The organism is Streptomyces sp. ICBB 8177 (genome assembly GCF_003144095.1).
Lineage (GTDB): Bacteria > Actinomycetota > Actinomycetes > Streptomycetales > Streptomycetaceae > Streptantibioticus_D.
The window spans coordinates 490,370-513,643 of the sequence record NZ_NSKH01000004.1 but is presented as its reverse complement, the minus strand read 5'-3'; the positions used below and the strand labels follow the sequence as shown (position 1 = coordinate 513,643).

General features: G+C 69.9%; 23 protein-coding genes and 1 pseudogene. 18 read left to right on the top strand and 6 right to left on the bottom strand.

What is annotated here, in order from left to right:
- Window positions 1–487: 487 nt before the first annotated feature.
- Window positions 488–2,080: a helix-turn-helix domain-containing protein gene (locus tag CK485_RS07980; protein WP_109448558.1), complete on the bottom strand. Its 1,593-nt coding sequence runs from the start codon at window positions 2,078–2,080 to the stop codon at window positions 488–490.
- Between the two features lie 171 nt (window positions 2,081–2,251).
- On the opposite strand from CK485_RS07980, the gene CK485_RS07975 reads away from it, so the two are divergent.
- The 3 genes from CK485_RS07975 to CK485_RS07965 all read left to right on the top strand — a co-directional run bounded on the left by CK485_RS07975 (window position 2,252) and on the right by CK485_RS07965 (window position 3,854).
- A complete protein-coding gene (locus CK485_RS07975) occupies window positions 2,252–2,899 on the top strand; it encodes an SMI1/KNR4 family protein (protein ID WP_241968209.1) in 648 nt (215 codons plus the stop codon).
- Window positions 2,900–3,360: 461 nt separating this feature from the next.
- Window positions 3,361–3,567: a hypothetical protein gene (locus CK485_RS07970; protein ID WP_109448416.1), complete on the top strand. Its 207-nt coding sequence runs from the start codon at window positions 3,361–3,363 to the stop codon at window positions 3,565–3,567.
- A gap of 29 nt (window positions 3,568–3,596) precedes the next feature.
- Window positions 3,597–3,854 carry a hypothetical protein gene (locus CK485_RS07965; RefSeq protein ID WP_109448414.1) on the top strand — a complete coding sequence of 86 codons (258 nt, stop codon included), beginning with the start codon at window positions 3,597–3,599 and terminating at the stop codon, window positions 3,852–3,854.
- A 271-nt stretch (window positions 3,855–4,125) separates the two neighbouring features.
- On the opposite strand, the gene CK485_RS07960 is transcribed toward CK485_RS07965, so the two are convergent.
- Window positions 4,126–4,770, bottom strand: coding sequence for a TetR/AcrR family transcriptional regulator (locus tag CK485_RS07960; protein ID WP_109448412.1), 645 nt, complete (start codon window positions 4,768–4,770; stop codon window positions 4,126–4,128).
- A gap of 54 nt (window positions 4,771–4,824) precedes the next feature.
- Between CK485_RS07960 and CK485_RS07955 the strand changes: the two genes are divergently transcribed.
- Complete coding sequence (locus CK485_RS07955) at window positions 4,825–5,781, top strand: NADP-dependent oxidoreductase (RefSeq protein ID WP_109448410.1); 957 nt, start codon at window positions 4,825–4,827, stop codon at window positions 5,779–5,781.
- A gap of 279 nt (window positions 5,782–6,060) precedes the next feature.
- Here CK485_RS07955 and CK485_RS07950 read toward each other — a convergent pair whose 3' ends face one another.
- Window positions 6,061–6,630, bottom strand: a complete 570-nt coding sequence (locus CK485_RS07950; RefSeq protein WP_109448556.1) for a helix-turn-helix transcriptional regulator — start codon at window positions 6,628–6,630, stop codon at window positions 6,061–6,063.
- A 157-nt stretch (window positions 6,631–6,787) separates the two neighbouring features.
- Here CK485_RS07950 and CK485_RS07945 point away from each other — a divergent pair, with 157 nt between their 5' ends.
- The 3 genes and pseudogenes from CK485_RS07945 to CK485_RS07935 all read left to right on the top strand — a co-directional run.
- On the top strand, window positions 6,788–7,915 hold the full coding sequence (locus tag CK485_RS07945; protein WP_109448408.1) for an aryl-sulfate sulfotransferase: 1,128 nt from the start codon (window positions 6,788–6,790) through the stop codon (window positions 7,913–7,915).
- Window positions 7,912–9,330: a solute carrier family 23 protein gene (locus CK485_RS07940; protein ID WP_241968208.1), complete on the top strand. Its 1,419-nt coding sequence runs from the start codon at window positions 7,912–7,914 to the stop codon at window positions 9,328–9,330. Before CK485_RS07945 ends, CK485_RS07940 begins: the two co-directional genes overlap by 4 nt.
- Window positions 9,331–9,524: 194 nt before the next feature.
- A pseudogene (locus tag CK485_RS07935) lies at window positions 9,525–9,776 on the top strand (alpha/beta fold hydrolase); the annotation flags it as partial.
- 523 nt (window positions 9,777–10,299) lie between these two features.
- On the opposite strand, the gene CK485_RS07925 reads toward CK485_RS07935, so the two are convergent.
- Window positions 10,300–11,031 carry a VIT family protein gene (locus CK485_RS07925; protein ID WP_109448406.1) on the bottom strand — a complete coding sequence of 244 codons (732 nt, stop codon included), beginning with the start codon at window positions 11,029–11,031 and terminating at the stop codon, window positions 10,300–10,302.
- Window positions 11,032–11,540: 509 nt separating this feature from the next.
- On the opposite strand from CK485_RS07925, the gene CK485_RS07920 reads away from it, so the two are divergent.
- From CK485_RS07920 to CK485_RS07900, 5 genes are all read left to right on the top strand, one after another.
- Complete coding sequence (locus CK485_RS07920; protein ID WP_109448404.1) at window positions 11,541–12,080, top strand: GtrA family protein; 540 nt, start codon at window positions 11,541–11,543, stop codon at window positions 12,078–12,080.
- A 39-nt stretch (window positions 12,081–12,119) separates the two neighbouring features.
- Window positions 12,120–13,628, top strand: coding sequence for a hypothetical protein (locus tag CK485_RS07915; protein ID WP_109448402.1), 1,509 nt, complete (start codon window positions 12,120–12,122; stop codon window positions 13,626–13,628).
- 135 nt (window positions 13,629–13,763) lie between these two features.
- The gene (locus CK485_RS07910) at window positions 13,764–14,564 is read left to right on the top strand and encodes a phosphatase PAP2 family protein (protein WP_146214503.1); all 801 of its coding nucleotides are present in this window, start codon (window positions 13,764–13,766) and stop codon (window positions 14,562–14,564) included.
- Window positions 14,565–14,653: 89 nt separating this feature from the next.
- The gene (locus tag CK485_RS07905; protein ID WP_109448552.1) at window positions 14,654–15,133 is read left to right on the top strand and encodes a diadenosine tetraphosphate hydrolase; all 480 of its coding nucleotides are present in this window, start codon (window positions 14,654–14,656) and stop codon (window positions 15,131–15,133) included.
- Between the two features lie 318 nt (window positions 15,134–15,451).
- A complete protein-coding gene (locus CK485_RS07900) occupies window positions 15,452–15,892 on the top strand; it encodes a VOC family protein (RefSeq protein WP_109448399.1) in 441 nt (146 codons plus the stop codon).
- Window positions 15,893–16,205: 313 nt separating this feature from the next.
- On the opposite strand, the gene CK485_RS07895 is transcribed toward CK485_RS07900, so the two are convergent.
- On the bottom strand, window positions 16,206–16,847 hold the full coding sequence (locus CK485_RS07895; RefSeq protein ID WP_109448397.1) for a carbonic anhydrase: 642 nt from the start codon (window positions 16,845–16,847) through the stop codon (window positions 16,206–16,208).
- Between the two features lie 942 nt (window positions 16,848–17,789).
- On the opposite strand from CK485_RS07895, the gene CK485_RS07885 reads away from it, so the two are divergent.
- A complete protein-coding gene (locus CK485_RS07885) occupies window positions 17,790–18,680 on the top strand; it encodes a Ku protein (protein ID WP_109448393.1) in 891 nt (296 codons plus the stop codon).
- Window positions 18,681–19,075: 395 nt separating this feature from the next.
- Entirely contained in the window at window positions 19,076–19,360 is a 285-nt protein-coding gene (locus tag CK485_RS07880) for a hypothetical protein (RefSeq protein ID WP_109448391.1), read from the top strand.
- Window positions 19,361–19,755: 395 nt separating this feature from the next.
- Here the strand turns inward: CK485_RS07880 and CK485_RS07875 are convergent, their stop codons facing one another.
- A complete protein-coding gene (locus CK485_RS07875; protein ID WP_109448303.1) occupies window positions 19,756–19,923 on the bottom strand; it encodes a hydrophobic protein in 168 nt (55 codons plus the stop codon).
- A 130-nt stretch (window positions 19,924–20,053) separates the two neighbouring features.
- Between CK485_RS07875 and CK485_RS07870 the strand changes: the two genes are divergently transcribed.
- The 4 genes from CK485_RS07870 (at window position 20,054) to CK485_RS07855 (ending at window position 22,919) form a co-directional block, all read left to right on the top strand.
- The gene (locus CK485_RS07870) at window positions 20,054–20,227 is read left to right on the top strand and encodes a CsbD family protein (protein WP_109448389.1); all 174 of its coding nucleotides are present in this window, start codon (window positions 20,054–20,056) and stop codon (window positions 20,225–20,227) included.
- 232 nt (window positions 20,228–20,459) lie between these two features.
- Window positions 20,460–21,266, top strand: a complete 807-nt coding sequence (locus tag CK485_RS07865; protein ID WP_109448387.1) for an alpha/beta hydrolase — start codon at window positions 20,460–20,462, stop codon at window positions 21,264–21,266.
- Window positions 21,266–22,576, top strand: coding sequence for a SpoIIE family protein phosphatase (locus tag CK485_RS07860; protein ID WP_109448385.1), 1,311 nt, complete (start codon window positions 21,266–21,268; stop codon window positions 22,574–22,576). The genes CK485_RS07865 and CK485_RS07860 overlap by 1 nt, the downstream gene beginning before the upstream one ends.
- A 10-nt stretch (window positions 22,577–22,586) precedes the next feature.
- Window positions 22,587–22,919: an STAS domain-containing protein gene (locus CK485_RS07855; protein ID WP_109448383.1), complete on the top strand. Its 333-nt coding sequence runs from the start codon at window positions 22,587–22,589 to the stop codon at window positions 22,917–22,919.
- Window positions 22,920–23,274 lie beyond the last annotated feature (355 nt).

The window sequence follows — 23,274 nt, the reverse complement described above, 5'->3', positions numbered from 1 at the left end:
CACTGGCTACCACCCGGAGATTCGAGTACATCCCCTCCGAGATGGACGCCTGCGCCGGCACAGCCTGTGCCACTAAGGCCGCAACAGCGGCACCGGCCACCATCAAGACCCGACGGAGCCTCTTCGTCATGAATCCCCCATCCGTTGCCGACGGCAACTCGAACCCAGCGAGCCGGCCGCCAGAGATCACTTCAAGTGCCACCAAGCTAGGCCCGGCACCCCTGGTGTGGAGTGCACGGTTGCACCGTGAGCGGACGGTTCCGGTGTCGCAGCGCACAGCGAGCCGGGAAGTCGGCCTGGGTGCGGAAGCCGGGGGTCGGGCGCTCCCGTCGGCTGCGCCGCCGATGGCATCGATTTCAGCCCTACCAGCAGCCCAGCGGTGGCTGGTCAGCGCACTGCGGCCGCGGCCTCCCGCGGCGTCCCTTCGGTCATCTCGCGCGTCGGAGCTGCGGTTCCGTACTCCAGCGAGCGGCTGCCGGGGCTGCTGTCACTCGGTGTCCCGGGTCGCAGACAGACGGTCCAGGCGGCGCTGGGTCTCGGCGAGACCGCGGCCGCCGATTGTGTCCTGGACGCAGTGGCTCAACGGTATTTGGCCGAGGGCGTGTCGTGCGAGCCACAAGTCGTGGACAGCGCTGGGGCGGCGTAGGAGCGAGCGTTTGAGCAGTGCTTCGCTGTGTGTCAGACGCTTGCGGACGGCGGAGGCCGAGATGGAGAGTGCCGCCGCCGTTGGGCCGATGCGCGCATCGAGGCGCAGCCAGGTGGTGAGGGTTTCCTCGATATAGGTTGGCACGTCGGGGGCGGTGAGTGGGCGGAGTTGTTCTTGGGCCCACGCTCTGATGTGGGGCAGTTGCAGGAGCTCGGTCAAGGTGGGCGTCACGGCCACTCCCGTGGCATCGCGCTCTGGCGACGGTGGGAACTTTGCGGTGGTGGCGCGTAGGGCGAGCGCGAGTGCGGCTTGATCAGCGAGCCGGTGGAGATTCACGCCGAGCAGGTCCTGGATGTATGTCAGGCGTGCGCTCAGGGTGTTGCGATGGATCTTCAGGTGGGCTGTCGCGCCGGAGCGGAAGCTGATCCATGAGGCGGCGGTGGTCAGCAGCTCCGTGGCGTCGGGGTCCTGGGCACGCCCAGGGGTGTGTGCGTGGATCGGCGCGAGGAAGGCTTTGGCCCAGGCCGCCACAGCGGGCCCGATGGCCAGGGTCAGGTGGGGGCTGGCCGCGAACGAGATCTGCCGTTCGTAGCTGGCGCGTGCGGAAGCAAGGGCGTGGAACGCCTGAGCGTAGCCGGTGGCAGTCTCCCGTAGCGGCACGGCATTGCTCTCCCCGATCCAGCAGGTTGCCGTCAGATGTGGGGGCCAGGCGCGCGTCGGGGCTCTGGTACCGGGTTCGAGCACGAAGATGTGGTCGGCGTAGACCGGACACGGCACGATCCACATCTCGTCATCGGTCGCCGCAGCCAGTTCCTCGGCCCGCCGGTCGCGGTCCTGTGGCGGGACTTCGATGACGTACACCCGCACCATCGCGGGCAGGGCCGGGCCCAAAGCCCCCGCGACTTGGCGTGCAGCGGAGGTGTGACCGTTCAGCAGCAAGTGGACGGCTGCCTCGCGTGTTCCGGCTTCGGCGGCTCTCAGCCGAAGCCGCTGCCGGCCGAGGTGTTCCGCCAACCAGCTCAGGCTCAACGCCGATGTGGCATCCGCGAGCAGGAGCGGCAACCCGGGCGGCACCGGCCGGGGAGCCACGGCGGCGAGGAGCGGCGCCGAGACACCCGGTGATCCCTCGAGGGGCAGCACGATGCACGTGAACTCGTCCTGGTCGATGGCTACGGCACCCCTCCGCCGCTCAGCCAGCTCTCGTGCACCGCGTAGCGCGAGACCACGTTCGGCGTCACTGAGGGGAGGCTGGAGTTGGTGAACTGGGGTGCCCTGGTGGGTCATCAGGGGGATCTTGGCCCCAGTGCGGCGGACCAGCCAGCGGAGCACTGACTCGATGCCTCCCTTGCGGGCAGCACGCTGTATGTCCAGCACGTCGTCGGCCCGCCGAATCCGCGCGACCGTCGCCGCTTCCGCGGTCGGATCACCTTGCATGTCGCCCCCGAGAGCCAAGCGTAAGCCGGTCGACGCAAGGTAAGCGGGGTGCCGACAGGACCACAACAGGCTTGCTGTGCGGACCGACGCCGCACGCGCCACCGCACCGTGCGAACAGGCCCGTCCCTCCGCGCGGTTGTCGTAGCTTTGGTCTGTCCGACATCGCCCGACGTGGGGCAGGGAGACGAGCAGCGAGTTGCTCGCGAGCTTCGTGTTGCTCGGCTGTGCAACGCATCGCCGGAGGAGTTCCGTCATGTGCCCGACTTCCCCCTGACCGTCCCCGAGTGGCGCGAGTTCCTCAGCGTCCACAGCGCCAAGCACCTCGCGTCGAAGGGGTTTCGGGCTGCGCTGGAGGAACGCAGGGCACCATGGTTCACCGAAGCGCACAGGGATACCGGGTGGCTCGGCCGCGAACCGGCGAGTGAGGCGGCCGTCGCCGCGGCCGAGGAGCGGCTCGGAGTCCGCCTTCCTCCGACCTACCGCAACTTCCTGCTGGTCAGTAACGGCTGGAACTCGATCGGCCTCCTCGACCTGCGGGAGGTCGAGGAGATCGGGTGGTTCACCGAGAAGGCGGCCGACCTCCTTGACGTGTGGGAGGAGTTGGAGGACTTCACCGGGGAACTCGCGATACTCAGGCGGTGCCTGCTCATCTCCGTCGACGAAGGTGGCAGTGGCGGCAACTGGCTTCTCCACGCGGACAGCGTTCGCGAGGACGGTGAGTGGACCGCGTACGAGTGGTGGCCCTGCCACGGCGGAGACCCCAAACCGTACGAGGACTTCGCCGCGATGGCGAAGCACGCGTCGGATGCAGTCACCTGAGTCTCCGCGGCCACCTGCGCGATCCCGACGCGAAACGGCGCGCGCAGGAGGGGCGAATGACGATGCCGCTGCTGGACTGGCTCTCCGCGAGTTCAGTTTGGACACCGACCGCCACCAGGGAGCACTGAAGACGGGGGGCGCGCAGGCGAGCCCCTCCCCCACGACCAAGGCGACCAGGGGACGCACGGTGGCACCGTCACCGACCTCGCCCCAGCCTTCCAAGCCGGTCCGGACGGCACCAGCAGCAAACCCCCAGCCACGAAGACCACGGCCAAGAAGACGAACACGGCTGCTCGCCGTAGGCCGACTGCCCTCACCCCACCGGGTCCGCTCACTCCTTACCGTCGGCCTTCACGGATCACGCTCCTGTGCGCGCCCGAAGTTTCAGTGAGTCTTTCGGGGTACCCGAGGCAGGCGAAATAGGAAGAAACATCCGATTCACCCCCTACGGAGGTTGAACGATGCTAGTGAAGAAGTTGCACGACGCAGGGATCCGCAGCGAGTACGCCTACGCGGCCGCCATCGGATCCGTCGGCCTGTCCGTCCTGTCATGGGCCACCAGCACTAAGGCCGAGAACGTCGAGCGCGCAGACCGGTGGGGCATCTTCGTCGGGGAATGGGCACCCACCTTCTTCGGCCTGGGGCTCGCCCTCGCCACGTACGAGTGACCGCCTGAAAAGCGCTCACGGATCCGGCGATGGTCAGGACGAGGGGGCGGTGGCGGTGGTGGGTCCGCGCGCTGCCGCTGTGGCGTCAGCGGACCGTGGTCATGGAGGCGCCGGGCGGGCGCCACCTGTTCCTCACGGTCTACGGCCACCGCGGAACGAGAAAGCTCCTCGCGTCCGCTCGCCTCCTCGCCGAGCGCCAGGGCGAGCCGGACGCGGTCATCGTGCGCGTCGGCAAGCGGCCAGACCCCGGCGAGTACGATCCGGCCCCCGACGAGCACGACGGATGAGCGTGCCCGTGCCGGAGCCGATGCCCGGCCGCCACGGCACGCGAGCGGCGCCGAGGCGGGAGGCCATCGACGGAGGTGACTGGGGGCATGAGAGGCGGCGGCAGGCCGTGCGAGGGCGTGCGACCCAGCGGTACATCTGCGCCGCCAGGCGGGTAGTGCTCGCGTCGGTACGCGGGGACGCGGCGCCTTCGTCGCTTGACTGACTTCAAGCGACGAAGGCCCTCCCCACCTGGTCAGGGTTGCGGAGTCACCTGGACGGAGCGCCGGCTCGTCACCCTGCGCTGCCGTCCGGCGGTCCGAGGTGGCTCAGCCGGGCGGGCCGCAGGCCGTCCATGAGGATGTTGAGCAGGCGGTCGGCCTTGGCTTCGTGCCTGGACCGGGGGGCCACGGTGAAGATGCCGATGAGCGAGGCGGCGATGTCTTCGGCGGTGACGTCGGAGCGGAGGTCGCCTGCCGCTCGGCCGGCGTCGAGAATCGTGGTGATGGCCGTCAGCAGTTCGGTTCGGGTCCGGGCATGGGTGATCTCACCCGATTCGATCATCGTCAGCAGGGTGTCGAGCATGCCGTTCTTGGCGGCGATCCAGTCCCCGAACAGGTCCATCCAGCGTCGCATCGCCGCAGCAGGCGGAAGTTGGCCGAGTAGTTCGCGGGCGCCGGTCGTCAGCCGCACGACCTGGTCCTGGTAGACGGCGTCGACCAGTGACTGGCGGGTCGGGAAGTGCCGGTAGAGCGTGGCGATGCCGACCCCGGCCTCAGCAGCGATCGCGCGCATCGACGGCTCGGTGTCGGCCGACATGAAGACGCGGGTCGCCACCGCGAGCAACTGGTCACGGTTGCGCACAGCATCCGCCCTTGGCGCACGGACCTTCGCTGGAGCAGAAACGGATCGCGCTCCGGTTGTGCTACGGTCATTCATGTAAACGGAGCATAGTCCGCTTCGACACTTCCCTTACCGAGAAGTCAGGCCCACATGCAGGCACAGAGCAAGCAACCGCCCACAGGCGGAATGAGGGCCGTCCAGCTGCACTCGTTCGGCGGCCCCGAGGTCCTGAACGTCTGCGAGATTCCTGCGCCCGAGGCCGGTCCTGGGCAGATCCGCGTGCGGGTCACCGCGGCCGGCCTGAACCCGATGGACTGGATCATGACCGCCGACGCGGACGCTGCCGCCCGATTCGGCCTGACCCTGCCGGCCGGGTTCGGGACCGACTACGCGGGTGTGGTGGACCAGGTCGGCGACGGGGTGACCGGCTTCGCACCCGGCGACCGGGTGTTCGGGGGCGCCCTGTCCCGCGCGGTCGCCGACTTCGTGGTGGTCGACTCGGCCGGGGGGACCGCGGCGAACGAGGTCCACCACACGCCTGACGGCGTCGACGACCGCACTGCCGCCACCCTCACGATCGCGGGCCGCACCGCCTCCGCCGCCCTCGCGGCAGTCAACCCCGGCCCGGACGACACCCTGTTGGTCGGCGGCGCCTCGGGCGGAGTCGGGGTTTTCGCCGTCCAGCTGGCCCGGGTCTCAGGAGCGCGCGTGATCGGGACAGGATCGGCGGCATCGGCCGATCATCTGCGCGCTCTCGGAGCCGAGCCGGTCGTCTACGGCCACGGCCTGGCCGACCGGGTCCGAGCGCTCGCCCCTAACGGCATCACCGCCGCCATCGACCTGCACGGGATGGAGACAGTGCACGTCGCAAGGGAACTCGGCGTCCCGGACAGCCGCATCTGCACCATCGCCGCGCAGGTCGACGGCGTGGCGGCGGCCAACGGGGCGAACGCTGCTCCCGGGGTCCTGGAAGAGATCGCCTGCCTCGTCGCGGCAGGCCATCTACGGGTGCCTGTGGCGGCGAGGTTCCCGATCGAGCAGATCCGCAGCGCGGCTGCGCTCCAGGCCGGTCGGCACGTACAGGGCAAGGTCGTCATCGACCTCTAGCCGGACTGGCCCGATGCGGCTCGGGACGCGGGTGGCCGCCTCAGCGTTGCTCGCCGGTGGCCGGGAGATGGGAACGGCAAAGACCGACCGCTGTAAGGCGGGGGTTGTGCGGCGCGTCGCTGTGCAGCCCGATCTGGCGAGCTGCTGGGGCCAGGTGCTGCCGGAAGGGGGCATGTCGAGGTCGTCACCGTTATCGACAGGCAGTCGAAGGTATCGACAGGCAGTTGAAGGCGAAAGCCCAACTCGTCGTGCTCCGCACCCTTCCCGGGCCGTCTCCCGTCAGCGGGGCGGGCCTGCGGTGACGTCGACGTGGTCGGCGACGGCCACCAGCACGACCCGGGTGCCCGGTTCCACCGCGCGCCAACGGTGTCGCACCCTGCCCGTGAGGTGGAGCGTGTCACCTCGACGGAGGTGACGCGTCGCGCCTTCCGCCACGACCTCGGCGGCCCCGTCGGCGACGGACATCAACTCATCGTTGCGATGCTCGAATTCACGGTCGGCGTCGTGCGCCCCGACGAACTCCAGGGCGTGCAGCTGGTGCTGCCCGCGCACCAGCGACCGCGCGCCGCCCTCCCGCGCGCTCGCCAGCCCCGGGTCGCCCTCGGCCCGCACGACGTCCACCCGGCGCGGGCCGTCGGCGGCCGACAGCAGTTGGACGGCCGTCGTGCCGAGCGCGTCGACGATGGACTGGAGCGAGCGCATGCTGGAGCGGGCGCGGTCGTTCTCGACCTGGCTGAGGAACGGCACCGACGGGGCGGTCCGGGAGGCGACCTCGGCGAGCGTGAGGTCCAACACCCTGCGCCTGCGCCGGATCCCGGCTCCGACCTGCGGCGCCGCCGATTCGTCCACCACATCGAGCCCCTGTCCACTACGGGTCGCGATGGCCCGACGGCCTCCGCACGGATTTTTCCTCTGTTCACAGTGCTGACACACCTGCCCACTACTGTCAAACTCGCTTCACTCTCATCAAAGAAAGTTTGATGTGCGCGTAGGACAGGAGACCGACATGTCCGTGATCGACCAGAACACCCGCCGTCGCCGCGGCACCGGGCTCATCGCCCTCGACCCCGATGCCGCTTTCGACGGCTACACCCTCTTCGCCCCGCTCACCGGCACCGGTGAGGTCTACCTCATCGACCTGCGCGGCGCGGTGGTCCACCAGTGGAACCTCCCGTACCGTCCGGGCCGGCACGCCCGGATCCTGCCCGGCGGGGTGCTCGCGTACAACGGAGTCATGCCCGGCCAGCCGGCGCTCTTCCCGATGTGGCACAAGTACCGTGGCGGTGTGATGCTCCAAGCCGCCCCGGACGGCACGGTCATCCGTGAGCACCGCGACCCGCTCCAGCACCACGACGCCCACCACTACGACGACGGCCGCCTGTTGTACACCGCTCTGGAGCCGCTGCGCGGTGCGCAGGCGGCGGCGGTGCGCGGTGGCGTCGCCGGCTCCGAGCCGGACGGCACCGTGTGGGCGGACACCATCAAGGAGGTCGGCACCGACGGCGCGGTGACCTGGACCTGGCGGGCCGCCGACCACCTCGACCGCGACGAGTACGCCCTCCACCCGGACTACTCACGCGAGCACTGGCCGCTCATCAACAGCGTCTCGCCGCTCGCCGACGGCAACATCCTGGCCAGCCTGCGCAGCGTCTCCGCGGTGGTCGTCATCAGCCGGGCCACCGGCGAGATCCTCTGGCGCACCGAACCCGGCGCCGTCTCCCAGCAGCACTGTCCCACCGAACTGCCCGGCGGCAACCTGCTGGTTTTCGACAACGGGGTCTTCCGGCCCGGCTGGGACGTGCCGTTCTCCCGGGTCATCGAGATCGAGCGGGGCAGCGGGAAGATCACCTGGGAGTACCACGATCCGGCTCGCGAGGCGTTCTTCGCGCCCTTCATGGGCAGCGCCCAGCGGCTGCCGAACGGCAACACCCTGGTGACCGACTCCCCCTGCGGCCGGCTCTTCGAGGTGACCGGGGACGGCCTGGTGTGCTGGGAGTACGTGGTTCCCTACTTCGGCGCGTACCGCGAGTCGGAGGTCCAGCGGCTCTTCCCGGCCGAGCCCAACGCGGTCTTCCGCTCCTACCGTTACTCCGCGGACGAGCTGCCGTGGCTGACCCGCGGAGCGCTGTCGTGAGCGCCGGGCCGGACGTTCGCCCAGAGCGGGACCGCCAGCCCGAGCGGTCCGGCGGCGCCGGGCGGACCGCCCATCCGGAGACCGCCGCGGTGGCCCCCGTCGACGAACTGCCGCCGCTGCGGCGGTTGGTGCCGCTGTCGGTGCAGCACGTCCTGGCGATGGTCGCGGCACCGGTCTCCACCACCTTCCTGACCGGTCAGTCCCTGGGCTTGTCCGCCGGGCGGACCGCCTCGCTGCTCGGCGCGACGCTGGTGCTGTGCGGGGTGGGTGCGCTGGTGCAGTCGCTCGGCGTGCGGGGCCTGCGCGGACTCGGGGCGCGGCTGCCGTTCGTGATGCTGCCGGGCGGGGCGGCGGCTGCGCTCTTCCTCCAGATCGCCAAGGCGCACGGCGCCGCCACGGCTAGCGGTTCGGCACTGCTGGCCGCCGCGCTGCTGCTGGCGGTCACCCCGTTCTACGGGCGGATCGTGCGCCTGTTCCCGCCCCTGGTGATGGGTGTCACGGTGATGCTGATCGGGGTCACCATGGTGCGGGTCGCGGCCCAACTGGTCATCGGCACCGCGCCGTCTCCCGCACCGTCCGCGGTTGGGGCGGCCGGGTTGACGGTGGCGTGCACCGTGGTCTGCATGGCGGTGCTCCGGGGTGCCTGGCGTCAGGCCGCGGTGCTGCTCGGGATGGCGGCCGGGGCGGTGCTCACGGTGGGTACCGGCCTGGGGCGGTTCACCACGGGTGGCGGTCACGGCGCGGCACTGCCCGACCTGTTCCCTTACGGCGCACCGCACTTCGACCCGGTGGCCGCGCTGCCGCTGCTGGTGTTCGCGCTCAGTTCGCTGGCCGAGGCCACCGGGCAGACGGTGCTGAACAGCGAGACGTCGGGACGTACACCGGATCCGGGGCGGGACGTGCCCAGGGTGGTGCGCGCCGACGCGGTGCTGTCGCTGGTCGGCGGGGCCTTCGGTACGTCGATGCTGCTGACCAGTTCGGAGAACATCGGGGTCAACCAACTCAGCGGTGTGCGCAGCCGGTTCGTCACGGCCGGCGCCGGAGTGCTGCTGATCGTCGTCGGGCTGGCCGGGCCGGTCCCCCGGCTGCTGGCCGGGATACCGGCGTCGGTGGTGGGTGGCAGCTCACTGGTGATCTACGCGGCGATCGCGGTGCTCGGCATCCGGATGCTGGGCCGTGCCGAACTGGCAGACCGGTCACAGTCGACAGTGGCCGGTCTGGCGATCGCGGCCGGACTGCTGCCAGTGGTGGCGCCGAACCTCTACGCGGGATTCCCCGGCTGGGTCGGCACCGTGCTGGGCAGCGGCGTGGTGGCCGGAACGCTGACCGCGGTGGTGCTGCACGCGCTCTTCCGCTCGGCGCGCCGCGAGTCCTCGTCACACCGCGCCGACCGGGGCCTGGTCAGGACGGGTTGACCGAACTCGCGCGGGGCGGGGACGGGGACGGGTCAGGCCGGGATGAGGCGGGCGGCCTCGGGGATCAGTCAGGCCGGGATCAGGCGGCGGCCTCGCCGACCGGAGCCACCTTGACGACCAGGCAGGGGTCGGTCCGGCAGGCTGTGCTTGCACACAGGCCTTGGCCTCAGGCGGCACGCCCAGCACCGCGAGGCATGTGCTCGCCGTGCCAGGCGATCAGTCGAGAGGCCCAGGGGCCAGCCGCGCTACACCCGCGTCTTCTGCACGGCAACCCACGCAGGCACGTGACCTGGTACCGCGTCACCTCCCTGCTGGTCGCGGCAGGTCGCACGGTCGTCCGCCCCGACCTGCGCGGCTACGGCGAGTCGGGAAAGCCACCGACCGACGAACGGCACAGGCCGTACTCCAAGCGCGCCATGGCCGGTGACTGCCTGACCGTCATGCGCCACCACTGGGCGGGCGGCCAGTTGGTCGGGGGGCCCGATCGTCTCCGGACACCACACCGCCGAAGAGGCGCCCGAGGCACTCGTCGTCGCCTTGCGCGACTTTTGGCGGAGCGCCGAGGAGCACAGTCCTCGCACGGAACGCACACCTTCCACATCGACACCGCCGAGACCGGCGCCACCGCCTGCGACAAGCTCACGGTGACCGTCAACGGCACCAACCTCGCCCCCTACTCCAACCTCAACCAGAACACCGGCTACACCCTGTACTCCTTCAACCTCTCCAGCTACGCCGGACAAACGGTGGCCCTCAAGTTCACCGGTACTGAGGGCTCCTCACTGCAGACCAACTTCGTCATCGACGACACCGCGCTCAACGCCGCGTGAACCACACCGAACCGTGATGCACGGTCCTGACCCCGAGCGTTCCCCTTCGGGGTCAGGACCGTCAGCTTGCCGACCATCTCGTCCAGAACCCGGTTCGGAGAATCTGCGGGACGGTCAAGATCCCACCCCCGACGAGGCGTCAGGCCCCGGCGGCACCGAGCAGCGTGCCGACCGCGTAGGTCACGGCCATGGCCAAGGCACCGCCGCCCGCGTTGCGCATGATCGCTCGTGCCACTGGCGCCTCGCCGAGCCGGGCGCTCGACCAACCGCACAACACGAGCGCGACGACGACGGCGACGACGGTCACCGAGAGCCGAACCGAACTCGGGGGCAGCACGATGGCGAGGAGGGGGAGCGCGGCACCGACGGTGAAGGCGGTGAAACTCGCGATGGCCGCGTTCCAGGGGTTGGTGAGTGCCTGCGGATCGATGCCGAGTTCGACGCTGGCGTGCGCGCGCAACGCGTCTCGTTCCGTGAGCTGTTCCGCGACCTCGGCGGCCAGGGCGGGTGTCAGACCGCGGTCTTCCAACAGGCCGGTCAGTTCGGCCAGTTCGGCCTCGGGATCGGTTGCCAGCTCGGTGCGCTCCTTGGCGAGCGCCGCCCGCTCCGAGTCGCGCTGGGTGCTGACCGAGACGTACTCCCCCACGGCCATCGACAGCGAGCCGGCCAGGAGTCCGGCCATCCCCGCGGTGAGCAGAGCCGAACGGGAGTTGGTCGCCCCGGCGACGCCCACGACGAGGCCTGCAATCGACACAACACCGTCGTTGGCACCCAGTACCGCAGCGCGCAACCAGTTCAACCGGGCCCCGAGCCCCGCCTTGTGCGGTTCGTCCGGATGCCCGCTGCCGCCCGCCGACTGTGCCTCGCTCACAGCGGCAGTGTGCCATTGGGCTGCTGGGCCACGCCGGCAAGACGTGGCGCTTCGGCCAGAAAGGCTCAAGGGCAGCCGTCTCGATGAGCCCTCGTCCCGCGGCCGTACTGGACTGCGCTGGTCCAGTACGGCATCCCCGCCACCGCCTTCCCCGGGGGCGACGGGCGAGCGGAGTCCGGCCGACTGCGCGCTCGAGGTGCACCTCACCCGAGGGCCGCTCGCCCGGGGCCGGCCCCCAACGCGGGTTTGGGCGCCCCCTGCACCCACCGGCCCGGCACGGCACGGACGGCCTCACGCCGGCAGGCCGCGAAAAGGCCGTCGGACTCATCCGGGACGCGATACCCGCCGCTGGGCGCTGTCGACGCCGAGACACACGTTCCCCGGCCACCTGACAGGGCTTGAGGCTCCCAACAGCCCGGTTCCATGATCGACGAGCCGTGTCACGGTGGGTGGGCTAGCGTTGACGAGACGGGTCAGGGCTCGTCACGACCCCGTGGAGGGCCGAGCGGATGGTCACCCTGCGGACATTGAGCTCCCGGTTCACGGGACTGTTGCGTGAGATGACGAAGTTCGGTGTCGTCGGCGTCGCCGGTGTGGGGGTCAACTTTCTCGTCTTCAACGTTTTGCGTGGTGCGGGCGGGTTGCCCACGGTGCGGTCCAGTGTGATCGCCACAGGGGTTTCCATCGCCTTCAACTACGTCGGCTTCCGGTACTACACCTATCGCACGTACGCGAAGGATCACCGCGGCCGTGAGATGACCCTGTTCGCGGCCTTCAGCGTCGCGGGAGCGGCCATCGAGAACGGGGTGCTGTACGCCGCGGTCCACGGCCTCGGGTGGGATGGTCCGGCCGCCGGCAACGCCCTCAAGTTCACCGGCATCGCCGTGGCGACCGTCTTCCGGTTCTGGGCCTACCGCACCTGGGTGTTCCATCGCGCCATCGAGGTGAAGTCGTGCCCGGCGCCGCTCCCGCCTTCGTTCAGTGTGAACAGCCGTGACGGCGGCTCCGCGCGCGCGTCCTCCTCGACAGCCACCCAGGGTGAGGAGTAGCTCCTCCCCCGCCGACCGCGAACCCGAACGGAGCAAGCCGTGCAGAACCTGGCCGCCGTCAAGGCGACGCCTCGCGCGACCGCGATCCCACGCCGCCTGCCCGTGGCGGATGTGCCGCTTGCGGCCGTGGCGCTCTTCTACGTCGTCGTCCAGCTGGTTCTCACCGATGTCGGTCGCGCCAGCCTCTCGTGGGACGAGTCGATCTACTTCTCGCAGGTCGACCCCCGTGCGCCCGCCGCCTACTTCAGCGCGCCCCGTTCGCGGGGGCCCAGCCTGATCGCCGCGCCGGTGGCGTTGTTCACCTCCGACCCCATGGCGATCCGTATCTATCTGGCGGTGCTGTCCGGTGTGCTGTTGCTGGCCGTCTTCCGGATCTGGTCGCCCCTGATCGGCGCCGGGGCGTCGGCACTGGCCGCGCTGCTGTTCGCCACGTTGTGGGTCACGGTCGACTACGGCACACAGTTGATGCCCAATATCTGGAGCGCGTTCGCCGCCGTGGCCGCGGTCGGCCTGTTTGTGCGCATGGGTCGTGACGGGCCCAGCTCGGGGCGATTGGCCGGACTCGCGGTGTCCCTCGCTTGCGCGGCTTTGATCAGAGCGCCGGACGGCGTCTGGCTGGCGGTCCCCCTGCTGACGGCCTGGGCCCTGGTCGGCCGGTGGCGGCGGATCACGATCGGCGCCGCGATCGTGTGCGGGCTGGCCTCGGGTCTGGCCGAGTGGGTGATCGAGGCTTACGTGCGGTTCGGGGGTGTGCGGGCCAGGCTCACCGACTCCAACGCCGTCGAGGGCGGACTGAATCCGCACTGGAACGTGGGCAACGCCCTGCGCACCGCCAACGGCCCACTGCTGTGCCGGCCCTGCCTCTTCAACTACCCGCAACCAACACGGTTTGCCTGGCTCATCGCCGTGCCGCTGCTGACCTTGATCGCCCTGGTGTGGGCGGTGAGGGCGCGCCGCCTGGCCACCACGCTGCTGCCCGTGGTCTGCGCCGTGTGTGTCAGCGCGTCGTACCTGTTCTTCCTCACCTATTTCGCTCCCCGCTTCCTGTTGCCCGCTTACGCCCTGCTGTCCTTGCCGATCGCCCAGGCAGCCATGGCCGCGATAGGTCGCGTGCGGACCGAGCCCACCGGTGCGCGGCTTCTGTGCCTGGTCGCGGTCGGCTTGCTCTTCGCCGGGCATCTCGCCTCGCAAGCGGTGATGGAACGCGGGCACGCATCGGCAGCCGTCCGTCTCGACGGCCGCTACCGGGCCCTCGCCAACGCCCTGCGCAGCCACGGTGTTCGGCCACCATGTCTGCTGTCCGGAAACACCACGACCATCGCCTACGACGCGGGGTGCTCTTCCAGCCTCAGCCCACGCCCCGCCACCGACTCCTCCGTCGCCGCCGGCCCGCCCGTGATCGAGGCCTCCCACCACGAATCCGTCGCCGTCCTGGCCCCGCCCGGCCATCCCCGACCCGCTTGGGTCCCCACCAGCTGGCAACGCATCGCCCTAGCCGGGTCCCCGCTGGTCCACGGCTGGTCCGCCTGGCTCCCTCCACGTTCCTGACGCACGCGGGCGAGCGGAGAGCGCACGACCACCCCCGCACTCGCACGTCTACAGCGATGTAGACGTAAGGTGGTGTGCGCTCGTGCAGGCGGCTGTCGGCGTGTACGCCCGCTGTCCCGGAGGAAGGAACCGTCGTTGATCAGCCTTTCCTCGCTCACTCGTCTGCGTCAACGATGTCAGCACGCCGATGGCGCACCGCGGCTGCCGGTGATCACGGATGCCGCCGGCGTAGGCGGGCTGGCGGCTCTGGCCGCCTTCGGATTCCTCGCCATGATCATGATTAGCCGGCACGGTGCGGCCCTGGGTCCCGACGAAGCGCTGCTCACCTGGGCCGTCGACCACCGCCCCGCCCCCGTCGCCGAGGCGGCCCGCCTCCTGACCGACTCGGGAGCAGGCGTGGTGCCCTACGGGATCATCGCCCTCGCGGCCTTCCTCGCGACGCGCACCCTGCGCGCAAGCCTTCTGCTGTGCGCCACAGGCTGGACATTGGTGGCATCGGGTCAGGCTGTCAGGTACTCGATCATGCTCTGGATCCACCTGGATCGTCCGCCTCGCTCCGACTGGGCGGTGCGCGCCTGCGGGTACGCGTTTCCGTCCGGCCACACCACCACCGCGGCGCTGACCGCAGGATTCCTCGTCATTCTGGTCCTGGCACTGGGTCAGCGTCGTTCGCGTGCGGCGCTCGTCGTGGGCACCGGCCTGTGGGCGCTCCTGGTCGGCGCATCTCGTGTCTACCTTTGTGTGCACTGGTTCACGGACGTGCTGGGCGGGTGGCTCCTGTCCGTCGGCTGGCTGGGCCTGTGGGCGTGCGGCCTGTTCTGGTGGGTCGCACGACACCCCGCACCCTTCGCGGCAAGGGGCCGGTTGACGCCCGAGCGCCACGACGAACGGCAGGCGGATACCGGCGAGCGCTCGCTGGGTGATTCCGCCGGATAGTCAGGACGAAGGGGCAGGGGGACCCGGACGTGCCCAGAGGAGGGCAGGGATCAAGGAGGGGTCCTTGATCCCCGATGGAGGTTTTGGCGATGACGGCTGATTGGCGGATGGACCGGATCGGGACGGCGTTGAGGGGTGAGAACCCGACCGTGCTGCGACGGCTGATGGCGGGATTCGCGGTGATCGGAGACGTTCAATTCCTGCCCGGTTACTCGGTTCTGCTCGTGGACGATCCCGGCGTGCAGCGTCTGTCGGACCTGCCGAGGGCGAAGCGGCTGTCGTTCCTGACCGACATGGACCAACTCGGAGAAGCGGTCGAGCGTGCCTGTGGACGGCTGGACCCGGCTTTCCGCCGCGTCAACCTGGAGATCCTGGGGAACTCGGACCCGTTCCTGCACGCGCATGTCTGGCCGCGGTACGAGTGGGAGCCGGCCGCTGTAGTGGGCGCTCCGGTGTGGCTCTACCCACGTGAGCGGTGGACCGACGAGCGCTTCAGGCTCGGTCCGCAGCATGACCTGCTGCGGGATGCGATCAGCGGCGAACTGGACCAACTGCGCTCGATGGCCTGAGTGTTGCGCCCGGCCGGGGGCGCAGCTGGCGGACGACTGCGGCCGGCGTATGCGGACCCGCCAACCGGCCCGGAGCCCGCGCACCACGGCACCCGGGATGCCGGAGTCCTGGGAGGACGGCTACCTGTTCAGACCCCGCGCGATCGTCCCATCGAACCCGGCAGGACCATCACCCACGGACGACGACCTGATCCACCTGGTCGGCATCGGCGAGATCTCCGTACTCCCCCCACGCCGCGGGTGTCGAGAATGGGCCGCCCGGTCCGTCCTCGGTATACCGGTACCTCAAGGGCCACGCCGCACAGAGGGAGAAATGTCATGACACTCCAGCGGATGGACAACGTCGGCATCGTTGTCGAAGACCTGGACGCCGCCGTCGCCTTCTTCACCGAACTGGGCATGGAGGTCGAGGGCAGGGCGCAGATCGAGGGCCTCTTCGCGGACCAGGCCGTCGGACTCGCCGGAGTCCACAGTGACATCGCGATGATGCGGACTCCGGACGGCCACGGCAAACTTGAACTCGCGCAGTACCACGCCCCCACGGCGATCGGCGACGCCTCACACAACCCACCGCCGAACACGCTGGGCCTGCACCGGGTGATGTTCGCCGTCGATGACATCGATGACACGATCGCCCGCCTGCGCCTCCACGGTGCCGAACTGATCGGCGAGGTGGCGCAGTACAAGGACATCTACCGTCTCTGCTACCTGCGCGGGCCCTCAGGCATCATTCTGGCCCTGGCCGAGCAGATCAGCTGACGGCTCGTCGCACGGCGACCCGGCCTCGGCCGCTTCTCCGGACGGCGAGCACCGCCGCCTCAAGGGTGAGCAAGCGGTAGCCGCCATTGCGCCGCCATGGGCGGGCCTCCGCGCGGCGGCGAACGCCCCCGTAGCGCGCCCACCTTCAGCCGGGACGGCCTCCTCCATCAACGAGCGGGAACCGGGCCGCGTCCTGGGGTACTGAGCCGACGCACGGTCGGTCGGCAACCTGCGCCGCGCGGCCACCTTTTGAGGCATCCGTACCCCGCCGCACCGCATACCCAGGAGTGGGCGGACGGTGCGGCGGCAGCGGTCAGGACAGGGCAGAGGCCTGCGTGTCGAAGCCGCGGGAGGCGACGAGTTGCGCACTGCCATCGGTCAGCCGGTAACACAGGCCCACGACTGCGGTGTCCCCGGCGGCGACCTTCTCCGCGAGGACCCGGGAGCGGTCCAGGAGTAGGTCGACAGTGTGCCGGACGTGCTCGGCCAGAATCTCCTGCGGCTCCACCCGGCCCGCGGCACGCGCGGCCAGCACGCTGGGCGTCACCCTCTCGACGACGTCACGGATGTATCCGGCCGGGACCGTACCGTCTTCCAGGGCGGCGCACGCCGCACCGACTGCACCGCACGAGTCGTGGCCGAGCACCACCACCAGCGGGCACCCGAGGACGTCCACGCCGTACTCGATGCTGCCCAGCACCTCCGCTCCCATGACGTGGCCCGCCGTGCGCACCACGAACAGGTCCCCCAGACCACGGTCGAAGATGATTTCGGCGGCCAGTCGGGAGTCGGAGCAACCGAACAACACGGCGAAGGGTTGCTGGCCCGGTGCGATCTCGGTGCGGCGGGCGGCATCCTGGTTCGGGTGCTCAGGGACACCAGCGACGAAGCGCTGGTTACCAGCCACTAGCAACTCGAAGGCCTCACGGGGTGTCGGGTTCCGGATCTCATCCATGACCGCAGCCTACGATCCGGGGCCACCTGCCACACCACCTGGTCCCCGGAAGCATCGGGACCAGCCCGCGGGACGGCTTGGAAACGCCGGGGCCTGCGCCCGGCAAGAGCCGCCTCGGCACGGAGCCTCCGCCCATGGCCTGCACCTGTCCACCATGTGCAGAGCCAACAAGGGCGCGGCGCCTCCCTCGACGGCGACACTCTCGTCCCGCTGCTTGACGGACCCCGTCAGCCGCAATGCCGTGAGAGCCGGCGACGGGCTCGGACGCGCGCCGCACTCCAGACCTTCGGCGATGACTGGCGGGTGCCCATGGAAGCGCGCTGCCTCCTGACGTGCTGTGAGGCCGGGTGGCGACGACCGATTGCGCCCAGCGCGGCGGGCTTTCGTGACAAGGACGGCGAGTGGCCGCCGGTGACGTGGCACGCCGCCGAGTCGGTGTTCGAGGCGTGGAGGCGATGCGGCGCGGGCCACCCGTGCGACTACACAGGCCTCTCGCACACCCGGCTGCGCGCCGCGCCCAGCGGCATCCAATGACTCTGCGACGACCAGCACCGGCAGGGCGCCGAACGCCTCTGCACCGAGGGGACTCGGGGGCCCACCCCAGGCCCGCGAGTCGTACGGCAAGGACCTGCGCCGCCGCCCCGACGTGCTGAACGGCACGGTACCGACCATGCCCTCTCCACCACATCGCGACCGGCCTCGGGCGGCTGGTCGCGGGAACACATTCCATGCCTCGCTGAGAGCGCCCACCGTTCTGACCCGCGCGGCCGGTCTACCCCCGCCTGCCGAGGAACCCGTGGCGCACTTCTCGGGCGGAGTCCGCAACGTACGACTGGCCGCCTCACGACCCGTGCGACACCGCGCTCCCCCAGGGTGACCCGATCGGCCCGTCACACGACCGCTCGACCTGCGCATATGCCGGTCCCGTCTTAGCGTGGCGGTATGCCACACCCGCAGTGGAAAGGCCAGATCGGGTTCGGGCTGGTCCAGATCGGTGTCGAGCTGACCCGCGCGACCGGCAGTCACGACCTGCGCGCGCATCAGGTCCACCGCCAGGACGGCGGACGGGTCCGGCAGCGCCGCTACTGCGAGGTCTGCGGTCGGGAGGTCTCCCGCGACGACATCGCCCGCGGTTACGAGCAGGGTGATCAGCAAGCGGTGCTGACCGAGGAGGACATGGCAGGCCTTCCATTGCCCAGCAAGCGGCTGATCGACGTGCTGGCCGTGATCCCGGCCGACGCGATCGACCCGTTGCAGTACGACACCGCCTACTGGGTCACCCCCCAGACCGAGGCGCAGGCCAAGCCGTACGAGTTGTTCCGCGACACCCTCGCGGAAACCGGGCAGGTAGCCGTCACCAAGGTGGCGATCGCCACGCGGGAGGCCGCCGCGCTGCTGCGGGTGCACGACGAATCACTCATCCTGCAAACACTGTTGTGGCCGGACGAAGTGCGCAGCCCTGACTTCCATCTGCCCGGGCCGGACGCCGAACCGCGGGCGCAGGAGCGGCGGATGATGATGTCGCTGATGGACCGGCTCTCCCAGGACTTCCGTCTGGAGGAGGAGACTGACCGCTACCAGGAGGCGCTGAAGGCCGCGGTGACCGCGAAGCTCGAAGGCGAACCGCTCCCACACGACGAGGGCGACGAGGAACCCACGGGGGGCGACGTCATCGGCCTCGCCACCGCCCTCCAAGCCAGCCTGGACGCGACCCGTGGCAAACCCGCGGGCAGGAAGACCACGGCCAAGAAGACGAGCGCGAAGAAGGCGACGGCCAAGAAGGCCAAGGCGCCCTCGAAGAAGGCGGCCGCTGCTCGCCGTAAGACCGGCTGACGTGGCATGTCGCCTCGGGATGGCGGCGTACGAGGCGAGCACTTCGGTCGCCGGGTCGGGTAAGACGTACGGTTTTCGCCTGTCGTCCGATCGAACCGCCGGAGCGCCTCCACGACCCGCGCGGTCGGCGCCCGCCCCCGGACCCCGACGAGGACAATGTCTCGCCGCGCACCCACCGCACCCGTCCGCTGCCAGCAGAGGGCCTGACCGACCGGGCATCGTCCGGCAACTGACGTCGCGGGCTGTCGGACGAGGTGCGTAGGTCCGGAGCCCGTGGAAACATGGCAAGGGTCGGGTCGGCTGACGCGACCCGGACGGGTGTGGAACACCCGCCAGGTGGGCGATGCCGACGATTCGGCGCGCGGGCGGCCAAGGGGCCCGCACTGGAGGTCATCATGCCCAACGTCACGGTCCCCGGATCAGTCACCTCCGACAACGCCGAAGCGGTACTCCAGAGGGAACTGGACAACCGCTTCATCGTTGAACCGCGCGAGAGCTCACCGGACAAGTTCAAGGTCAAGCTCTCGTCGCTTTCCTACGCCACGGTCCGGCGGGATGAGCACGAGACGGACACCACGTTCCATGTGCACGGCGGCGGCATTCTGATCGGCCGGCTGTTCAACGAGTTCGGCGTCGCCCGGGATGTCGCGAAGGCCCTGAAGAGGGGGCTCGCCGAGTAGCGGCCCGGAACGCAGAGCAAGCGACGCCAGCGTAGGAGCCGACAGACTCGGCCAACTGGCACCGGCCTCGGTGGCATGGGCCTCGGCGGCATGGGTCCTTTGCCCGCATCGGGCGACGTCCAGCCGGTTCGACCCTGCCGACCGCCATTCACATCCGGTGCGCCGCGCTCCGAGTCGGCGAGCCCGGAGGTCAAGCGGGCCCGGCAGTCCTCGACAGGCGGCGGGGCGGGCATCGGAGGCGAGTCCCTGCGGGATTCGGCCCGTCCCGCCGGGAATTCCCCTCCCCGAGCCTGGCTGTTGTAATTCGCCGCAGGCACAAAGAGCAGAGCACACATGGTCGGGGCGGCACCCCATTAAAGGCTGCCGCCCCGACCATGTGTGCGCCCGAAGTCAGGTCACCATCGATACCACCGGCTTCGGCCGGCGCCCTCACCGGTGCGGACCAGGAAGCCCAGCAGCCAGATGACCAGCACGGCGACCGCGACCCACCACAGGACCTTCAGGGCGAAGCCCGCACCGAAAAGGATCAGGGCGAGCAGCAGAACCAAAAGCAAGGGACCCATTGTCATCCACCTCCACCACGGCCGGTGCCCTCGCCCACAGGGATCATTCCATCGAGTTTTCGGGGTTTGACGAGGTCCTGTCCGGTGAGACGTTCCAGCAACCAGACGCTGACTCTTGAGGAGGCGCGCGATGAGTGCCGAACAGAAGGCGAAGGCGAAGGCGGAGCAGGCAGCCGGCGCCGCCAAGAAGACCGCGGGCAAGGCGGTCGGCAACGAAAGCGCACGCGCCAAGGGCGAGGCGGAGCAGACCAAGGGCGACGCCCGCGCGGCGAAGGAGAAGGGCAAGGACACTCTGCGCCCGTGAGGACTCCCGCCTGGGCGGGGCGGTGAGGAAGGACGGGGTGGGTCGGCTCCATGGAGCCGACCCACCCCGTTCTGAGTGTGCTGCGCCCGCCGCATCCGGCTTGCGCCGGCGTCGTGAACTCCTACGAATTCGCGGCTCAGAGTCCGTTCCTGCACTGGATCTACACAGGTCGGGTCCGGGTCTTCGCAGGTCCGGCGAGTTGGCCCCGGGCCCGGGATGGCAGGATGAGGTAATGGATGTTGCCCGCAGGAACAACGTGACCGTGACCGGCCAGGCTGACGGGCCGGTGGTCGTGCTGGCGCACGGCTTCGGTTGCGACCAGAACATGTGGCGCCTGGTCGTGCCCGCCCTGGCGGAGCGCTACCGGGTGGTGCTGTTCGACTACGTCGGCTCCGGTCAGTCGGATCTTTCGGCCTGGAACGCCTCCCGGTACTCCTCGCTGGCCGGTTACGCCCAGGACGTGGTCGAGGTCTGCGAGGAACTGGACCTGCGAGAAGCGGCTTTCGTCGGGCACTCGGTCAGCGCCATGGTGGGGGTGCTGGCGGCACAGGCCGCCCCGGAGCGGATCGGGGCGCTGGTGATGGTCGCCCCCTCCCCGTGCTACATCGACGACGAGGGCTACCGCGGCGGCTTCTCCTCCGAGGACATCGATGAGCTGCTCGTCTCCCTGGAGTCGAACTACCTGGGCTGGTCGTCCGCCATGGCACCGGTGATCATGGGCAACCCCGACCGGCCCGAACTCGGTCAGGAGCTGACCAACAGCTTCTGCGCGACCGACCCGGACATCGCCCGGGTCTTCGCGCGCACCACCTTCTTGTCCGACAGCCGTCAGGACCTCAAGAGTGTGAAGGTGCCGACGCTGGTGCTGGAGTGCTCCCAGGACGTGATCGCGCCGCGGGAGGTCGGCGCCTACGTGCACGCGGCCATTCCCTCCTCCCAACTGGTCACCCTGGACGCCACCGGGCACTGCCCGCAGCTGAGCGCGCCGGAGGCCACCGCGCAAGCTGTCCTGGACTTCCTGGGGGCGGCCCACCGGTGATGTGCCGCACCGGCCAGGAGTCGGATCCCCCCTCGGAGAACGGCGGCGCGGCCAGTGCGGACGCGGAGTTCACCGCACTGCTGGAAGACAGTGCGGAGGAACTGTACGAGTCGGCACCTTGTGGCTATCTGTCCACGCTGATGGACGGCACGATCGCCAAGATCAACAACACGCTGCTGGACTGGCTCGGCCGGGACCGCGAAGCGGTGGTGGGCCGGCTCCGCTTTGCCGACCTTCTGACGGTCGGGGGCAAGCTCTACCACGAAACGCACTTCGCCCCGCTGCTGCGTATGCAAGGCGAACTGCGCGGAATCGCCTTGGAGATGAGGACCAAATCGGGTGGCAAGCTTCCCGTGCTGGTCTCGTCAGCCGTCAAGTGCGGCAGTGAGGGCGAACCGCAGCTCATTCGCACCACGGTCTTCGACGCCTCCGACCGCCGCGCCTACGAGCAGGAACTGCTGCATCGCCGTCAGGAGGCCGAGCAGGCGCGCGCAGAGGCGGAAGCGGCCCGGCGGGAAGCGGAGGCCGACAGGAAACGTCTCGCCGACGCCCTCGCCATCCTCCAGCAGTCCCTGGTCCCCACGACCCTCCCCGACGTGCCCGGGGTGGAAGCCGCCGTCTACTACCACACCGCTTCAGTCGTGCGTCTGGGCGGTGACTTCTACGACCTGTTTCCCATCGACGCCGAACGCTGGGCGTTCTTCCTCGGTGACGTGTCCGGCAAGGGGCCGCAGGCGGCCGCGCTCACCTCGCTGACCCGCTACACGTTGCGCGCCGCGGCGCTGCACGACCCCGAACCCGCCGCGGCTCTCCGTACGCTCAACGCCGTGCTCCACCAGCGGTACGCCGCCGGCGGCGACCCGCGCTACTGCACTGTCGTCTTCGGCATCCTCACCCCCGGTGGCGACGGGGAACCTGCCGGCGTGCGTCTTGCCTCCGGCGGCCACCCTCCGGCCCTGATCCTGCGCGCGGACGGCCACGCCGAGTACCTGCCCACCCCTGGCGGACTCCTCGTCGGCGCCCTACCCGATGCCCCCTTCGTCACCGCCGAGACCACCCTGGCCCCGGGCGAGACCATGCTGCTGTACACCGACGGCCTGACCGAAGCCCGCACCGGGCCCAGCGGTGCCCTCTACGGCGACGACGCCCTGCGCGCTTTCGCCACCCACCACGCCCCCGCCGCGCCGCACCAGCTCATCACCGCGTTGACCCGGCTGCTGGAGGGCTTCGGTACCGGCCTGAACGACGACACCGCCCTGTTCACACTGGGCCCGAACACCACCTCCGCACCACGCCGCTCTCGGCCATGAATCCACCACGATGAGCCCGCTGAAGATCACCACTGACCACACCGAGACCGGTCCCGTGCTCCACCTCGCCGGCGAACTCGACTACGATCACGCGACCGCGCTGCGCGACCAGACCGCCAACCTCAGCCTGGCCCCTGGCCAATCCCTGATCCTCGACCTGTCCGGCGTCGAGTTCTGCGACTCCAGCGGCATCGCCGCCCTCCTCGGTGCCCGACAGCTTGCGCAATCCCTGGGCGCCGACATCGTCCTGGCCTCGGTACCTCCCAACACCTTGCGCCTGCTGACCCTCGTCGGCCTCGACCGCGTCTTCACCATTCGGCCCCAGCAAGCACCGCCTGCCTGAACGAATGCGAAGACGACCTGCCATACGACAAGGGCGGTGAGAGCCTCCTGCGCGAATCCCGCGTCATCGTGGCGGCGAGCCACTGGGTGAGGTGTTCGGTCAGCGCGAAACCTCGCGAACCCCCGGGGGGCCGGCTGCGGTCGCGGGATCCGTGCCGCCTGGATCCCCCTGTGTGACGCACGTCACGAAATGATCCGGATTCTTGAGGGTATCCGCTGCACCAGATCACGGCGTATCGGCTGGTCAGGGAGGGAAAAATGGTGGCGCAGCTCGTCTCAACGGTCGCTCTTACCTCGCAGGACACCGCGGACGAGTGTTACGACGCGGCGTCGACTCAAGCCGCACTGGAGGGCAC

Coding starts and splice junctions, on each gene's coding strand:
- CK485_RS07875 (WP_109448303.1), bottom strand. CDS start 19,923: ATGGGTCCCTTGCTTTTGGTTCTGCTGCTCGCCCTGATCCTTTTCGGT.
- CK485_RS07980 (WP_109448558.1), bottom strand. CDS start 2,080: ATGCAAGGTGATCCGACCGCGGAAGCGGCGACGGTCGCGCGGATTCGG.
- CK485_RS07885 (WP_109448393.1), top strand. CDS start 17,790: ATGCCACACCCGCAGTGGAAAGGCCAGATCGGGTTCGGGCTGGTCCAG.
- CK485_RS07880 (WP_109448391.1), top strand. CDS start 19,076: ATGCCCAACGTCACGGTCCCCGGATCAGTCACCTCCGACAACGCCGAA.
- CK485_RS07900 (WP_109448399.1), top strand. CDS start 15,452: ATGACACTCCAGCGGATGGACAACGTCGGCATCGTTGTCGAAGACCTG.
- CK485_RS07870 (WP_109448389.1), top strand. CDS start 20,054: ATGAGTGCCGAACAGAAGGCGAAGGCGAAGGCGGAGCAGGCAGCCGGC.
- CK485_RS07945 (WP_109448408.1), top strand. CDS start 6,788: ATGTCCGTGATCGACCAGAACACCCGCCGTCGCCGCGGCACCGGGCTC.
- CK485_RS07895 (WP_109448397.1), bottom strand. CDS start 16,847: ATGGATGAGATCCGGAACCCGACACCCCGTGAGGCCTTCGAGTTGCTA.
- CK485_RS07965 (WP_109448414.1), top strand. CDS start 3,597: ATGGTCAGGACGAGGGGGCGGTGGCGGTGGTGGGTCCGCGCGCTGCCG.
- CK485_RS07920 (WP_109448404.1), top strand. CDS start 11,541: ATGGTCACCCTGCGGACATTGAGCTCCCGGTTCACGGGACTGTTGCGT.
- CK485_RS07905 (WP_109448552.1), top strand. CDS start 14,654: ATGACGGCTGATTGGCGGATGGACCGGATCGGGACGGCGTTGAGGGGT.
- CK485_RS07960 (WP_109448412.1), bottom strand. CDS start 4,770: ATGAATGACCGTAGCACAACCGGAGCGCGATCCGTTTCTGCTCCAGCG.
- CK485_RS07970 (WP_109448416.1), top strand. CDS start 3,361: ATGCTAGTGAAGAAGTTGCACGACGCAGGGATCCGCAGCGAGTACGCC.
- CK485_RS07955 (WP_109448410.1), top strand. CDS start 4,825: ATGCAGGCACAGAGCAAGCAACCGCCCACAGGCGGAATGAGGGCCGTC.
- CK485_RS07865 (WP_109448387.1), top strand. CDS start 20,460: ATGGATGTTGCCCGCAGGAACAACGTGACCGTGACCGGCCAGGCTGAC.
- CK485_RS07855 (WP_109448383.1), top strand. CDS start 22,587: ATGAGCCCGCTGAAGATCACCACTGACCACACCGAGACCGGTCCCGTG.
- CK485_RS07860 (WP_109448385.1), top strand. CDS start 21,266: ATGTGCCGCACCGGCCAGGAGTCGGATCCCCCCTCGGAGAACGGCGGC.